The sequence below is a fragment of the Streptomyces sp. NPDC057950 genome (genome assembly GCF_042887295.1).
GTDB lineage: Bacteria > Actinomycetota > Actinomycetes > Streptomycetales > Streptomycetaceae > Streptomyces > Streptomyces kaempferi.
In genome coordinates, this window is the sequence record NZ_JBHVPP010000003.1 from 61,983 (window position 1) to 76,496 (window position 14,514).

The 14,514-nt window shown below is 68.8% G+C and carries 11 protein-coding genes and 2 tRNA genes; 10 read left to right on the forward strand and 3 right to left on the reverse strand.

The window, feature by feature from the left end; genetic code table 11:
- Positions 1-45: 45 nt before the first annotated feature.
- Positions 46-501, forward strand: coding sequence for an HD domain-containing protein (locus tag ACFVTC_RS07165; RefSeq protein ID WP_329287882.1), 456 nt, complete (start codon positions 46-48; stop codon positions 499-501).
- Between the two features lie 27 nt (positions 502-528).
- On the opposite strand, the gene ACFVTC_RS07170 is transcribed toward ACFVTC_RS07165, so the two are convergent.
- Entirely contained in the window at positions 529-1,722 is a 1,194-nt protein-coding gene (locus tag ACFVTC_RS07170; RefSeq protein ID WP_390124824.1) for an acyltransferase family protein, read from the reverse strand.
- A gap of 634 nt (positions 1,723-2,356) precedes the next feature.
- On the opposite strand from ACFVTC_RS07170, the gene ACFVTC_RS07175 reads away from it, so the two are divergent.
- Both ACFVTC_RS07175 and ACFVTC_RS07180 read left to right on the forward strand, forming a co-directional pair.
- Positions 2,357-2,551 (forward strand): hypothetical protein, encoded by a 195-nt coding sequence (locus ACFVTC_RS07175; RefSeq protein WP_329368370.1) that lies wholly within the window; start codon positions 2,357-2,359, stop codon positions 2,549-2,551.
- Between the two features lie 318 nt (positions 2,552-2,869).
- Positions 2,870-3,208, forward strand: coding sequence for a hypothetical protein (locus tag ACFVTC_RS07180; protein ID WP_390124826.1), 339 nt, complete (start codon positions 2,870-2,872; stop codon positions 3,206-3,208).
- A gap of 146 nt (positions 3,209-3,354) precedes the next feature.
- Here ACFVTC_RS07180 and ACFVTC_RS07185 read toward each other — a convergent pair.
- Positions 3,355-3,425 (reverse strand) — tRNA-Gly (locus tag ACFVTC_RS07185).
- Between the two features lie 152 nt (positions 3,426-3,577).
- Between ACFVTC_RS07185 and ACFVTC_RS07190 the strand changes: the two genes are divergently transcribed.
- The 5 genes from ACFVTC_RS07190 (at position 3,578) to clpX (ending at position 8,625) form a co-directional block, all read left to right on the forward strand.
- Positions 3,578-3,654, forward strand: a tRNA-Pro gene (locus ACFVTC_RS07190).
- A gap of 226 nt (positions 3,655-3,880) precedes the next feature.
- Complete coding sequence (gene tig, locus ACFVTC_RS07195; RefSeq protein WP_390124828.1) at positions 3,881-5,266, forward strand: trigger factor; 1,386 nt, start codon at positions 3,881-3,883, stop codon at positions 5,264-5,266.
- A 498-nt stretch (positions 5,267-5,764) separates the two neighbouring features.
- Entirely contained in the window at positions 5,765-6,370 is a 606-nt protein-coding gene (locus ACFVTC_RS07200; RefSeq protein ID WP_060897745.1) for an ATP-dependent Clp protease proteolytic subunit, read from the forward strand.
- Positions 6,371-6,497: 127 nt separating this feature from the next.
- Positions 6,498-7,178 (forward strand): ATP-dependent Clp protease proteolytic subunit, encoded by a 681-nt coding sequence (locus tag ACFVTC_RS07205; protein ID WP_168528110.1) that lies wholly within the window; start codon positions 6,498-6,500, stop codon positions 7,176-7,178.
- A 160-nt stretch (positions 7,179-7,338) separates the two neighbouring features.
- Positions 7,339-8,625, forward strand: a complete 1,287-nt coding sequence (gene clpX, locus ACFVTC_RS07210; RefSeq protein ID WP_266699180.1) for an ATP-dependent Clp protease ATP-binding subunit ClpX — start codon at positions 7,339-7,341, stop codon at positions 8,623-8,625.
- Between the two features lie 92 nt (positions 8,626-8,717).
- Here clpX and ACFVTC_RS07215 read toward each other — a convergent pair whose 3' ends face one another.
- A complete protein-coding gene (locus ACFVTC_RS07215; RefSeq protein ID WP_390124830.1) occupies positions 8,718-9,695 on the reverse strand; it encodes a hypothetical protein in 978 nt (325 codons plus the stop codon).
- 135 nt (positions 9,696-9,830) lie between these two features.
- Between ACFVTC_RS07215 and ACFVTC_RS07220 the strand changes: the two genes are divergently transcribed.
- Entirely contained in the window at positions 9,831-12,461 is a 2,631-nt protein-coding gene (locus ACFVTC_RS07220; protein ID WP_390124833.1) for a valine--tRNA ligase, read from the forward strand.
- 510 nt (positions 12,462-12,971) lie between these two features.
- The gene (locus tag ACFVTC_RS07225) at positions 12,972-14,513 is read left to right on the forward strand and encodes a bifunctional folylpolyglutamate synthase/dihydrofolate synthase (protein WP_390124835.1); all 1,542 of its coding nucleotides are present in this window, start codon (positions 12,972-12,974) and stop codon (positions 14,511-14,513) included.
- The last annotated feature ends 1 nt before the right edge of the window (position 14,514 follow it).

Consider the following 14,514-nt stretch of genomic DNA (forward strand, 5'->3'; position numbering starts at 1 on the left):
CGCGGTCCCGGCCCGCGCGGCCCTGCGGCGGGAGACACTGGAGGGGTGACGCAGACTCTCCTGACCCTGGCCGAAATAGAGGCCCTCGCCCGTGCGGCGCACTCCGCCCAGACCGACAAGGCGGGGCGGCCGTACGCCGAGCACCTGCAGGCCGTCGCGGACGGGGTGCGCGAGCGTGGCGGCGACGACGAACAGATGGCGGCCGCCTGGCTGCACGACGCCGTCGAGGACGACGTGCTCTCCGAGGACTGGCTGCGCGAGGCCGCGCTGCCCGCTCGCACCCGGGACATCGTGCTGGCGCTCACCAAACGCGAAGGAGAGCCCCCGGAGTCGTACGCGAAGCGCATCCGTACGACTCCGGGGGCCCTCCTGGTCAAGGCCTCGGACCTGGCGCACAACGGCGACCCGGCCCGGCTCGCGGTCCTCGACGAGCACACGCGCGCACGGCTCACGAAGAAGTACGCCGCCATGCGGGCCCTGCTGGGCCTGCCCCCGAACTGAGTCCGGCCCGCGGGGGCCGGGACCGGCCTAGGCCGACCTGGCCCGTTGGCGGGCCAGGTCCGAGGCGTCCCGCCTGAAGGCCCAGTCCATGCTGGGCTCCATCGCGAAGCGGAAGACCCGGCGGACGGGTGCCGTGCACAGGAGGGTGACGGCCGCGGCCGCGACGAGGGTCACGAAGATCTCACCGAGCGGCCCGTGCAGCCACGCGTGGTCGAACCAGCCCCAATAGGTGCCGGCCTTGACCAGGAAGCCGTGCAGCAGATAGCCGTACAGCGTGCCCGCGCCGAGCGCCGTGAACCAGGTCCGGCGGCTCGGCACCCAGGAGAAGAAGCACACGGTGAGCAGCAGCGAGCAGCCGAACAGGGCGAACACCATCACCGGGCCCACCCACCACGGGACGCCGAGTTCTTGCGCGCTGTCGCGGTGGTAGAACCAGGCGGTGTTCATCCGCGGCACCGCCCACCAGCCCACCGCCAGCGCGGCGGCGAACACCGGCAGCGACAGGATCCGCACCTCACGGCGGCGTGCCAACTGGAAGTGCTCGGGCTTGATGATCAGGCCCAGCACGAAGAACGGGAGGAACTGGAGCACGCGCTGCAGGTCGAGGTCGTCACCGATGTCCGGCGAGACGGACGCGAGCATGGCGACGACGAGCGCGACCGGGAGCGGCCAACGCACCATCTTCCACAGGGGGGTGGTCAGCCGCCAGATGAACAGCGCGCACAGGAACCAGGTGAGGTACCACGGGTCGAGCAGGCTGATCGGCAGCGAGGGGTCGTCGTCGGCCCAGCGCTTGAAGAGGACGTACGACACCTCGAAGACGACATAGGGGACGGCGACGCCGGTCACCAGCCGCTTCAGACGGTCGGGGCGCATGTCGAAACTGCGCGAGAAGTAGCCGGAGATGATGATGAAGGCCGGCATGTGGAAGGAGTAGACGACCGTGTACGCCGCCTCCAGGACGCGGCTCTGGCCCTTCAGCGGCTCCCAGGCGTGACCCATGGCCACGAGCACGATCGCCAGGTACTTGGCGTTGTCGAAGAAGGCGTCGCGCTGCGCCGCGGGCTTCGCGGCCCGGGTGGCGGCCTCGGCCGTTCCCGTCGTGGTGTGCTGCGCGGACTGATTCCGTGGTGACCGCGGGCCCGGCACTCCCCGGGCCGGTTGCTGTACCGGGGGCAGCGGTGCCCGCTGCTGGCCGTTCGGTCGGAGCGAGTTCGTCACAGACCCTCCCACCAGGCGCCGAGGGGGACGGTCCGGGACGTTGCTGCGCTTGCGGGGGGCGAGGCGGCGTGGAACATCTGAGGCACCCTAGCGTCGTATGTGTGTCTTCGTAAAACCCTCGAGGTCATTCCTGCATATGGGCTGCGAGTACCCCGTATTTGAAGATGTGTGCCTGCTGGTCCGCAAGTGGATCCGCATATCGATTTGCTTACCGTATACGGTTGTTGCAGGGATGATCTGTCCATATTCTTCACGACTAAACGGTGCATAAGGTTCGCGGGCGACTCTGGCGATATGTCCGGTTCATTAGTCTTTAGTGGCCTGTTGGAGCCCGTTGTGCGGCGTCCTCGCGGTGTCTGTGGCAACAATTGGAATTGCCTGCGAACGAGATGTGTGGACACGGCAACGGTCCTGCTGAATTCCATGACCGGTGCGCCCTCGAATTGCGCTGCGGGGCAGTGCTGTTCACTCGCGCCGGAAGGCTTCCGGTGGGCCGGCCCCACGGGTCCGCGACCGACGATGTGTCACCTGCGGCATACGGAAGCCGCGTTGGTGGCACGATGGTTCTGGCGGGGGTGTGAGGGGTTGCATCCCCGGGCCGGGAGAGTGAACCGACCGTAGGGTGTGATCAGTTGTGGCCATCTCGCTGTCAGTGGTACTGCTGTTGGCGATCGTCCTCGTGGTGTTGATCCGGGGAGGATCGATCAAGGCGGGGCCCGCGATCGTCGCGGTGCTCTTCGGCTTCTTCCTCGCGTCGACCGGCATGGCTCCGTCCATCCAACGGTTCCTCGACTCGATAGCGCAGACCATCAACTCGATCAGCTTCTGATCGGTCGCTTTCTGATCGATCACTTTCTGATTCCGGCCGGCGGTCCCCGACCGCCGGGCGGTGCCTGATCCGGGCCCGGTCGCGGCCCGGCCCGTACGCGACGGCCACGGACACCGGCGGCCGCACTCTCGGTCACCCCTGCTCACCGGACGCCCGGCCACCGCACCCCGCTGCTCCCGCGCCCGAAAGCGCCGGAAAGCGCGCGAAAGCGCCCGAGGCCGGGCGGGAAATCCCTCGGCGGCCGGACCGGTTGCGACGCCCGAATGGGTGATTACAGTAGAAATTGACCCTATGTGAGAAAAATGCGAAGGGGCTGTCATGTCTACTGCGCCCAGAAGAGGTGCCGCCATCCTGAGCTCGGCCTTCATCGCCGCGGCGATCGCCCTGGTCCCGGCCGGCATCCAGCAGGCGTACGCGGCCGCACCGAGCGGGACTCACGTCAGTGCATCCGTCGACGCCCCCAAGTCGAACCAGGACTACGCGCGGGGCTTCAAGGACGGCTTCAAGTCCGGGGTCCGCCAGGGTCAGCGGAGCTGCGGGGACGACGAACGGGGAGCCACTGTTCTGCACACGGACAAGAACAACGACAAGGACTACCAGCGAGGGTTCAAGGACGGCTTCAAATCCGGATTCCGCCAGGGGCAGGGATCGTGCTGAGCGTCCCGTGGTCCCTCGGACCGAAGTGCCGGCCCGGTCGACGAGGCGACGGGCACGCGCGGGGCACGGCGGGCTGAACACCGGCGCCGGAAACGATCAGGGCCAGGCGGAGGAATGAACCTCCGGCCTGGCCCTGAGCCGTTCAGAGCGGGCGACGGGAATCGAACCCGCGTAGCTAGTTTGGAAGACTAGGGCTCTACCATTGAGCTACGCCCGCACACGTCGCACCGCAGGTCAGTGACCGCGGCGCTGAAGGCATCGTAGCGGGTTGTCGCCCCTCGACGCACACCCTGTTCCCGCGCCCCGCGGACGCCCGTGAAATGCGGCAGCCGCACCGCCTGCGGGCATGTACCCTACGTGTCGCACCGACGGGGTGTGGCGCAGCTTGGTAGCGCGTCCGCTTTGGGAGCGGAAGGCCGTGGGTTCAAATCCCGCCACCCCGACCACCAGTGACATCGGCGATCGAAGGCCGATGGCCGGGATCGCAAGATCGCCTTTTGGGGCGTGTACCGCCTGCGGTTACTATGCAGGTTGCGCGCCCGTATGTCTGCACTGTCACGTCTCTCAAGGGCCCGTGAATCCACCGAGGCTCCGCCCGACCGACCGGGCGGACGCACGCGGTGGAACCCCGCAGCAGTACCCCCAAGAAGTCAGCCACAAGGAGACCGAACCGTGAAGAGCGCCGTGGAGAACCTGAACCCGACCCGGGTTCGGCTCACTGTCGAGGTGCCCTTCGAGGAGCTCAAGGACAGCCTCGACGCGGCGTACAAGAAGATCAACCAGCAGGTCACGGTGAAGGGCTTCCGGAAGGGCAAGATCCCGGCCCGCGTCATCGACCAGCGGTTCGGTCGCGGCGCCGTGCTCGAAGAGGCCGTCAACGACGCGCTCCCGAAGTTCTACACCGAAGCGGTCAACGAGGCTGAGCTGAACGTCCTCGGCCAGCCCGAGGTGGACATCACCGAGCTGAAGGACGGCGAGACGCTGAACTTCACCGCCGAGGTCGACGTCCGTCCGGCCATCGAGATCCCGGACTACTCCGGCATCGAGGTCGAGGTCGACGCCATCGAGGTGAGCGACGAGGACATCGAGAAGGCCGTCGAGGAGCTCCGTGAGCGCTTCGCGTCCACCTCGCCGGTCGAGCGCGCCGCCGAGGAGGGCGACGTCGTCACGCTCGACCTGGAGGCCAAGGTCGACGGAGAGGTGCTGGAGGACGGCGTCGCCTCCGACGTCTCCTACACCATCGGCTCCGGCGAGCTGCTGGAAGGCATCGACGAGGCCGTCAAGGGCCTGGAGGCCGGTGGCGAGACCACCTTCACCTCCGAGCTCAAGGGCGGCTCCGCGGCCGGCAAGGAGGCCGAGGTCACCGTCAAGGTCTCCCAGGTCGCCGCACGCGAACTCCCCGAGCTGGACGACGACTTCGCGCAGCTCGCCTCCGAGTTCGACACCCTCGAGGAGCTCCGCGCGGACAGCCGCAAGCGCCTCGAGAACATGAAGGAGTACGACCAGGCCACGCAGGCCCAGGAGCGCGTCCTGGAGAAGCTGCTCGAGCTGGTCGAGGTGCCCGTCCCCGAGAAGCTGCTCGAGGACGAGATCAACACCCGCAAGCACAACCTCGAGCACCACCAGCTCGGCCAGATGGGCCTCGACCTCGCGAAGTACCTGGAGATCCAGGGCAAGACCGAGGAAGAGTTCGACGCCGAGACCAAGGAAGCCGCGGTCAAGGGCATCAAGACGCAGTTCGTCCTCGACGAGCTCGTCAACAAGGAGAAGCTGAACGTCAACCAGGAGGAGCTCACCGAGCACCTCATGCGGCGTGCGGCCTCCTCCGGCATGTCCCCCGACCAGTTCGCCCAGGCCGTCGTCGAGGGCGGCCAGGTCCCGATGCTGGTCGGCGAGGTCGCCCGCGGCAAGGCGCTCGCGGTCGTCGTCGAGGCCGCCACGGTCAAGGACACGAACGGCGAGGTCGTCGACCTGGACGACGAGGACGAGACGGAGGGCTCCACGGAGTCCGCCGAGGTCGTCGAGTCCGAGGCCGCCGAGGACAAGCCCGAGGCCTGATCGCCTCACCGTTTGCGAGGCCTGACCGCCTCACCGGCATGCCGAGACGGGCCCCCGGGGACTTCCGAGTCCCCGGGGGCCCGTCCGTCTCCCGGACCTCGTCCTCCGCGCCCGTGCCCCCCGCATTCCGGGAGCACGCCGACGCTCGGGGGCGCGCGGGCCCGAGCGAGCGCCCCGCCACTGGACGTACCCCTCGGCACACACGCCGTGGCGGGCGCTCCCAGGCCCCCACGGGGGTTGACGGCCCAGCTCTCCGCGCCTCTTCAGGGGCTCGCGGCACCCCCGTCCGAGCGGTGCGGCGCATGCGCTCACAGCGAACAGTTCCTTCTGCGGGATTCCCCGGAGGGACCAGCGCGTTAGGGTCCATGAATACGAGGGCAGGGGAGTCCCCGAAGCCGCCCGGAGCGGTGATTGCACCGGGGTCCCACGCCCCCAGCAGAAGACGTGAGACGGCCCGGCGCCGTCGTAAGACGAGCAGGTGGATACGTGACGAATCTGATGCCCACAGCTGCCGGCGACCCCATCGGTGGTGGCCTCGGCGACCAGGTCTACAACCGACTGCTCGGCGAGCGGATCATCTTCCTCGGCCAGGCGGTCGACGATGACATCGCCAACAAGATCACGGCGCAGCTGCTGCTCCTTGCCTCCGACCCGGACAAGGACATCTACCTCTACATCAACAGCCCCGGCGGTTCGATCACCGCGGGCATGGCGATCTACGACACCATGCAGTACATCAAGAACGACGTGGTGACGATCGCCATGGGCATGGCGGCCTCGATGGGCCAGTTCCTGCTCAGCGCGGGCACCCCCGGCAAGCGCTTCGCGCTGCCGAACGCCGAGATCCTGATCCACCAGCCCTCGGCCGGCCTCGCCGGCTCGGCCTCGGACATCAAGATCCACGCCGAGCGGCTGCTGCACACGAAGAAGCGCATGGCGGAGCTGACCTCCTTCCACACCGGCCAGACCGTGGAGCAGATCACCCGAGACTCGGACCGCGACCGCTGGTTCGACCCGATCGAGGCCAAGGAGTACGGCCTCATCGACGACATCATGCCCACCGCTGCCGGCATGCCGGGCGGCGGCGGCACCGGGGCGGCGTAAGCCCCTCAGCGCCCCCAGGGCGGCTGTGGAGCCCATCCGCCGCCATCCCCGCCCTCGGGGGTGGCGCGGGGCCCCCAGCGCCCCCAGGCGACCGCCTCAGCCCTTTTCAGGCTCTTCAGGAGACACAGTGAACGACTTCCCCGGCAGCGGCCTCCACGCCCGCACGCAGGCCGAGTACACCGGTCCTCGCGCGGAGTCCCGCTACGTCATCCCGCGCTTCGTCGAGCGCACCTCGCAGGGCGTGCGTGAGTACGACCCGTACGCGAAGCTGTTCGAGGAGCGTGTCATCTTCCTCGGCGTGCAGATCGACGACGCCTCCGCCAACGACGTCATGGCGCAGCTGCTGTGCCTGGAGTCGATGGACCCCGACCGTGACATCTCGGTCTACATCAACAGCCCCGGTGGCTCCTTCACGGCGCTCACCGCGATCTACGACACGATGCAGTTCGTGAAGCCCGACATCCAGACGGTCTGCATGGGCCAGGCCGCCTCGGCCGCCGCGATCCTGCTGGCCGCCGGTACGCCGGGCAAGCGCATGGCGCTCCCGAACGCCCGTGTGCTGATCCACCAGCCCTACAGCGAGACCGGCCGCGGCCAGGTCTCGGACCTCGAGATCGCGGCGAACGAGATCCTCCGGATGCGCGCGCAGCTCGAGGACATGCTGGCCAAGCACTCGACCACGCCGATCGAGAAGATCCGCGAGGACATCGAGCGCGACAAGATCCTCACCGCTGAGGACGCGCTGGCGTACGGGCTGATCGACCAGATCATCTCCACCCGCAAGATGAACAATTCCGCGGTCCTCTGACGTACCGCTGTATCGTCTGCCGCTCCTTGGCGCGGTTCACGACAAAGTGAACCACGCCAAGGGGGGCCCGGACGGGGGGCTCGGCAAGGTACCGTCGTTCATAAGGCAGCACCAGGAGTCGCTGGACCTAGGCGTCTCCCAGGCGAAGGGGAAGCACACCGTGGCACGCATCGGTGACGGCGGCGATCTGCTCAAGTGCTCGTTCTGTGGCAAGAGCCAGAAGCAGGTCAAGAAGCTCATCGCAGGCCCCGGTGTGTACATCTGCGACGAGTGCATCGATCTCTGCAACGAGATCATCGAGGAAGAACTCGCGGAAACGAGCGAGGTCCGCTGGGAGGAACTCCCCAAACCCCGCGAGATCTACGAGTTCCTGGAGGGGTACGTCGTCGGCCAGGAGGCCGCGAAGAAGGCCCTCTCGGTCGCGGTGTACAACCACTACAAGCGGGTCCAGGCGGGTGAGAACGGCGGCGGTCAGAACCGGGACGACGCCATCGAGTTGGCGAAGTCCAACATCCTCCTGCTGGGTCCCACGGGCTCCGGCAAGACGCTGCTGGCCCAGACGCTCGCCCGGATGCTCAACGTCCCGTTCGCCATCGCCGACGCGACGGCGCTGACGGAGGCGGGCTACGTGGGCGAGGACGTCGAGAACATCCTGCTGAAGCTCATCCAGGCGGCGGACTACGACGTCAAGAAGGCCGAGACGGGCATCATCTACATCGACGAGATCGACAAGGTGGCCCGCAAGAGCGAGAACCCGTCGATCACGCGCGACGTGAGCGGTGAGGGCGTCCAGCAGGCGCTGCTGAAGATCCTGGAGGGCACGACGGCCTCGGTCCCGCCCCAGGGCGGCCGCAAGCACCCGCACCAGGAGTTCATCCAGATCGACACGACGAACGTCCTGTTCATCGTGGGCGGCGCCTTCGCGGGCCTGGAGAAGCTCATCGAGTCCCGCGCGGGCGCGAAGGGCATCGGCTTCGGCGCGACGATCCGCTCGAAGCGCGAGCTGGAGGAGAAGGACCAGTTCGAGGACGTCATGCCCGAGGACCTGGTCAAGTTCGGCATGATCCCCGAGTTCATCGGCCGCCTCCCGGTCATCACGTCGGTCCACAACCTCGACCGCGCGGCGCTCCTCCAGATCCTCGTCGAACCGCGCAACGCGCTCGTCAAGCAGTACCAGCGTCTCTTCGAACTCGACGGTGTGGAGCTGGACTTCGAGCGTGAGGCGCTCGAGGCCATCGCCGACCAGGCCATCCTCCGCCAGACCGGCGCGCGCGGGCTGCGCGCCATCATGGAGGAGGTCCTCCAGGCGGTGATGTACGAGGTCCCGTCCCGCAAGGACGTGGCCCGCGTCGTCATCACCGCCGACGTGGTCCTGTCGAACGTCAATCCGACGCTCATCCCGCGGGACGCCCGCGGGCGGGGGCCGGGGGAGCAGAAGACGGCGTAACCCGCAGATGGACACACCAGGCACATGACGAAGGGGCCCCGGTCGACCGACCGGGGCCCCTTCGTGGTCGACTTCGTGGTCGACGCGAACGGTCAGATCTTTTCGCGGACGTCGTCACGGAGCTTGGCGGCGGTCTGGGCCGCGACGTCCATCGAGCCGCTCTTGCCCGCCAGGATGCTCGCCGTGTCGTACGAGACCACGTAGGCGACTGTGCTGCGGTCGCCCCAGATGCAGATCGGCATCCGGGTCTTCTTGCCGCCGGCCTCGGTCTCCACGAACTGGCACTTCATGACACCGTTCTTGAAGCCGGCGGGCGTCATCTTCTGAGGGCTGCCGACGAGTTTGCCGTCGGAGGCGGAGCCCTTCTCGGACTCCTTCTTGGTGTTGGCGAACATGGCGTCGATGACCTTCTCCGGGTCGTCGATGCTGCCGTAGACGCCGCTGAACGTCACCAGCTTGCCGTTGATCGGGCTGCCGCTCTGGTAGCTAGCGCTGACGTCCTTGGGGTTCTTGACCCCCCAGTTCTCGGCGTCCTTGATGTCCGACTTCGACATGGTGCCGGACTTGGCGTCGCCGCTCTTCTTGTACGTGCCGTCGATCACCGTCGCGGGCGCCGTCAGCTTGTGCGCCCCGTCGGCCGCCACCGAACTGCCGCCCCCGCCGCCACCGACGAGGAGGGCCGCGCCCACGGCGATCACGGCCACGACCGCCACCGCGCCGATGATGAGCGCCGTCTTCTTCTTGCCACCGCCGGGCGCGGGCGGCTGCGGGACGCCGTAGGGCTGCTGACCGTAGGGAGGCTGCTCACCGTAAGGGGGCTGCTGGCCGTAGGCGGGCTGCTGACCGTACGGAGGCGTCTGGGGCGGGACACCCTGGGGTGCCTGGGGTGCCTGCTGGGGGTAGCCGTAGCCGGGCTGCGGGGGAGTCCCCGGGGCCTGCGGCGGGTAGCCGTAGCCGGGCTGGGGCGCCTGCGGCGGCTGGCCGTAAGGTCCAGGCTGCCCCGGCTGACCGCCGTACGGTCCGGGCTGCTGGGGCTGCCCGCCGTACGGGCCCGGCTGGTTGTAGCTCATTCTGGGTTCCCCTCCAGATGCTTATGTGTTCCTGACATCCTGGCGCAGCGCCCGGGACACCACTGCGCTGGGGGGCGGACCGTTACGAAAGAAACGCGTTTCGGGACAGGGCGGAGACGCCTCTAAACTGACCCCGTGACCGAGAACGCTCAGCAGCAGCCATCAGCGCCCGATCCCGAACTGCCGACCCAGTACGCGCCGGCCGAGGTAGAGGGGAAGCTGTACGAGCGCTGGGTGGAACGGGGTTACTTCGCGGCCGACGCGAAGAGCGACAAGCCCCCGTACACCATCGTCATCCCGCCGCCGAACGTCACCGGCTCGCTGCACCTGGGCCACGCCTTCCAGCACACGCTGATGGACGCGCTGACCCGCCGCAAGCGCATGCAGGGCTACGAGGCGCTGTGGCTCCCCGGCATGGACCACGCCGGTATCGCCACCCAGAACAAGGTGGAGCAGCAGCTCGCCGAGGAAGGCAAGTCGCGGCAGGACCTGGGGCGCGAGGAGTTCGTCGAGCGCGTCTGGCAGTGGAAGGAGGAGTACGGCGGCAAGATCCTCGGCCAGATGCGGCGCCTCGGTGACGGCGTCGACTGGGACCGCGAGCGGTTCACCATGGACGAGGGGCTGTCCAAGGCCGTCCAGACCATCTTCAAGCGGCTGTTCGACGACGAGCTGATCTACCGCGCCGAGCGCATCATCAACTGGTGCCCCCGCTGTCTGACGGCGATCTCCGACATCGAGGTCGAGTACCAGGACGACGACGGCGAGCTGGTCTCGATCAAGTACGGGGAGGGTGACGAGACCCTCGTGGTCGCCACCACCCGTGCCGAGACGATGCTGGGTGACACGGCGGTCGCCGTCCACCCCGACGACGAGCGCTACAAGCACCTGGTCGGCAAGCGCATCAAGCTTCCGCTGACGGACCGTACGATCCCGGTCGTCGCGGACACCCACGTGGACCCCGAGTTCGGCACGGGAGCCGTGAAGGTCACCCCCGCCCACGACCCGAACGACTTCGCGATCGGCCAGCGCCACGGCCTCGAGTCGATCACGGTCATGGACGAGCGGGCCGTCATCACCACCCACGGCCCCTTCCAGGGACTCGACCGCTTCGAGGCGCGCAGCGCGATCGTCGCCGCGCTGCGTTCGCAGGGCCGGATCGTCGCCGAGAAGCGCCCCTACACCCACTCCGTGGGCCACTGCTCGCGGTGCAGGACCACCGTCGAGCCGCGCCTGTCCATGCAGTGGTGGGTCAAGGTCGCCCCGCTCGCCCAGGCGGCCGGTGACGCCGTCCGCGACGGCCGGGTCGCCATCCACCCCGCCGACATGTCGAAGCGCTACTTCGACTGGGTCGACAACATGCACGACTGGTGCATCTCCCGGCAGTTGTGGTGGGGCCACCGGATCCCGGTCTGGTACGGCCCCGGCGGCGAGGTCGTCTGCGTCGGCCCCGACGAGGAGCCGCCGGGCACGGAGGCCGAGGGCTGGAAGCAGGACACGGACGTCCTGGACACCTGGTTCTCGTCCGGCCTGTGGCCGTTCTCCACGCTGGGCTGGCCCGAACAGACCCCGGACCTGCGGAAGTTCTACTCGACCGACGTCCTGGTCACCGGCTACGACATCATCTTCTTCTGGGTCGCCCGGATGATGATGTTCGGCCTGTACGCGATGGACGGCGAGGCGCCCTTCAAGACCATCGCCCTCACCGGCCTGGTCCGTGACGAGCGCGGCAAGAAGATGTCGAAGTCCTTCGGCAACGTGGTGGACCCGCTCGACTGGATGGACAAGTACGGCTCGGACGCCGTCCGCTTCACGCTCGCGCGCGGCGCCAACCCCGGTACGGACGTGCCGATCGGCGAGGACTGGGTCCAGGCGTCGCGGAACTTCGCCAACAAGATCTGGAACGCCACCCGCTTCGCGCTGATGAACGGCGCGACGGTCGAGGGCCCGCTGCCGGAGCCGGAGAAGCTGTCGGCGACCGACCGGTGGATCCTGTCGCGGCTGAACAAGACCGTGGCCGAAGTCGACGCGTTCTACGAGGACTTCCAGTTCGCGAAGCTGTCCGACGCGCTGTACCACTTCGCGTGGGACGAGGTCTTCGACTGGTACGTCGAGCTGTCCAAGACGACCTTCATGGCGGGCGGCGAGCCGGCGAAGATCTCCGGCCGGGTGCTCGGCGAGGTCCTCGACGTGACGCTCCGCCTCCTCCACCCGGTCGTCCCGTTCGTGACGGAGACGCTGTGGACGACGCTGACCGGCGGCGAGTCGGTCGTCGTCGCCGACTGGCCGAAGGACAGCGGGTTGCGTGACGCCGCCGCCGAGCGGGAGATCGAGACGCTTCAGCAGGTCATCACGGAGGTCCGCCGCTTCCGCGCGGACCAGGGGCTGCAGCCCGGTCAGCGCGTCCCCGCCCGGCTGACGCTCGACGGGACGGCGCTGGCCCCGCACGAGGCGGCCATCCGGCAGCTGCTGCGCCTGCAGCCGGAGGGGGAGGCGTTCGCGGCCACGGCGACGCTGCCGGTCGCCGGTGCCACGGTGGCGCTCGACCTCTCCGGCACGATCGACGTGGCGGCCGAACGCAAGCGGCTCGCCAAGGATCTCGCCGTCGCCGAGAAGGAGAAGGCCCAGGCGAACGCCAAGCTCGGCAACGAGGCGTTTCTCGCGAAGGCTCCTGACCAGGTTGTGGAGAAGATCCGTACGCGGCTCGCCAAGGCGGACGAGGACATCGCGCGTATCCGGACGCAGCTGGATCGACTGCCGGAGGCGTAGCCACGTGGCCCTCCGGGATCTTCGAGGTTCCGGGGGGCTCGGTCGTTTCCCGGGTGTGGGTGGGGGCCGGTCGCACGGTTCCCGGTGCCCCTTGGGTGGGGTTCGCCCTCGGGGTTCGGGGGTGCCTGGTCGTTCTTGGGGTGCGGGTGGGTGGGGGTTGCTCGCACGGTTCCCCGTGCCCCTTGGGTGGGGCTTCGCCCTCGGGGTTTGGGGGTGTTCGGTCGTTTTTGGGGTGCGCGTGGGTGGGGGCTGGTCGCGCAGTTCCCCCGCGACCCCGGGGCGGGCTTCGCCCGCGGGTGGGGCTTCGCCCCCCCGGGTTGGGGGGCTTGGTGGTTCTTCCGGCGGGGGTTTTCAGCCTGTCCGGCGTTTGAGGACGAGGCCGTTCAGGCCGATGCGGGGGTCCAGGGGGCGCAGCGCCCCTGGCCGGTCCCCCGGGCGAGCGGAGCCGAGGTCGCGCGGACCGGCGGGGGCGGGAACCCCCGGAGGGGCACGGCTCCGTAGACTGGGAGCGTGAGTGAGCTCCCCCCGTACGACGACAGCAGCGAGTCAGACGAACCGGAACCGCGCGATCCGATCGGTCTCTTCGACGAGATCGTCGCGGCCGAGACCGACCGTGACCCCGATCTCGCGGTGATCGAGGCCGGCAGCCGCACCCTGCGCGCCCGGGGCAGCGCCGCCCAGCGGGCCGACGTGCCCGCCCGCCCGGCCGACCCCGAGATCGACAGGGCGCTGCGCGAGGTGGAGGCCGAGCTCGCCACCCGCTGGGGCGAGACCAAGCTGGAGCCCTCCGTCAGCCGCATCGCCGCGTTGATGGACGTGCTGGGCGAGCCGCAGCGCGCGTACCCCTCGATCCACATCACGGGGACGAACGGCAAGACGTCCACCGCACGCATGATCGAGGCCCTGCTGGGCGCCTTCGACCTGCGCACCGGCCGGTACACCAGCCCTCACGTCCAGTCCGTCACCGAGCGGATCAGCCTCGACGGGACCCCGATCTCCGCCGAGCGGTTCATCGAGACGTACGAGGACATCAAGCCGTACGTCGAGATGGTCGACTCCCAGCAGGAGTACCGGCTCTCCTTCTTCGAGGTGCTCACCGCCATGGCGTACGCGGCCTTCGCGGACGCTCCCGTGGACGTGGCCGTCGTCGAGGTCGGGATGGGCGGCAGCTGGGACGCGACCAACGTGATCGACGGCGCCGTGGCCGTCGTCACCCCCATCGACCTCGACCACACCGACCGCCTGGGCACCACCCCCGGCGAGATCGCCACGGAGAAGGCCGGCATCGTCAAGCAGGACGCGACCGTGATCCTGGCGCAGCAGCCGGTGGACGCGGCCCAGGTGCTGCTGAAGAAGGCCGTCGAGGTCGACGCCACCGTGGCCCGCGAGGGCCTGGAGTTCGGCGTCGTGGCCAGGCAGGTCGCCGTGGGCGGTCAGCTGGTCACGCTGCGCGGGCTCGGCGGGGAGTACGAGGAGGTCTTCCTGCCGCTGCACGGCGCCTACCAGGCGCACAACGCCGCCGTGGCGCTCGCCGCCGTCGAGGCGTTCTTCGGCGTCGGTGCCGCGCACGCGCAGAGCCTCGACATCGACACCGTCCGCAAGGCCTTCGCCTCGGTGACCTCACCGGGCCGCCTGGAGATCGTGCGCCGCTCGCCCACCATCGTCCTGGACGCCGCGCACAATCCGGCGGGCGCCCGCGCCACCGCCGAGGCCGTCAGCGAGGTCTTCGACTTCAGCCGGCTGATCGGTGTGGTCGGCGCGAGTGCCGACAAGAACGTACGGGGGCTGCTGGAAGCCTTCGAACCGATCTTCTCCGAGGTCGTGGTCACGCGGAACTCCAGCCATCGCGCGATGGACGTGGACGAGCTGGCCGGGATCGCCGTCGAGATCTTCGGCGAGGACCGGGTACAGGTCGAACCGCGCCTCGACGACGCGATCGAGGCCGCGATCACGCTGGCCGAGGAGGAGGGCGAGTACACCGGCGGCGGTGTCCTCGTCACCGGTTCCGTCATCACCGTCGGCGAGGCCCGACTGCTCCTGGGAAGGCGCTGAC

What these genes read in the sequence shown, in the direction of transcription:
- ACFVTC_RS07215 (WP_390124830.1), bottom strand. Translation starts at nt 9,695, where the DNA reads ATGAGCTACAACCAGCCGGGCCCGTACGGCGGGCAGCCCCAGCAGCCC.
- ACFVTC_RS07200 (WP_060897745.1), top strand. Translation starts at nt 5,765, where the DNA reads ATGCCCACAGCTGCCGGCGACCCCATCGGTGGTGGCCTCGGCGACCAG.
- ACFVTC_RS07180 (WP_390124826.1), top strand. Translation starts at nt 2,870, where the DNA reads ATGTCTACTGCGCCCAGAAGAGGTGCCGCCATCCTGAGCTCGGCCTTC.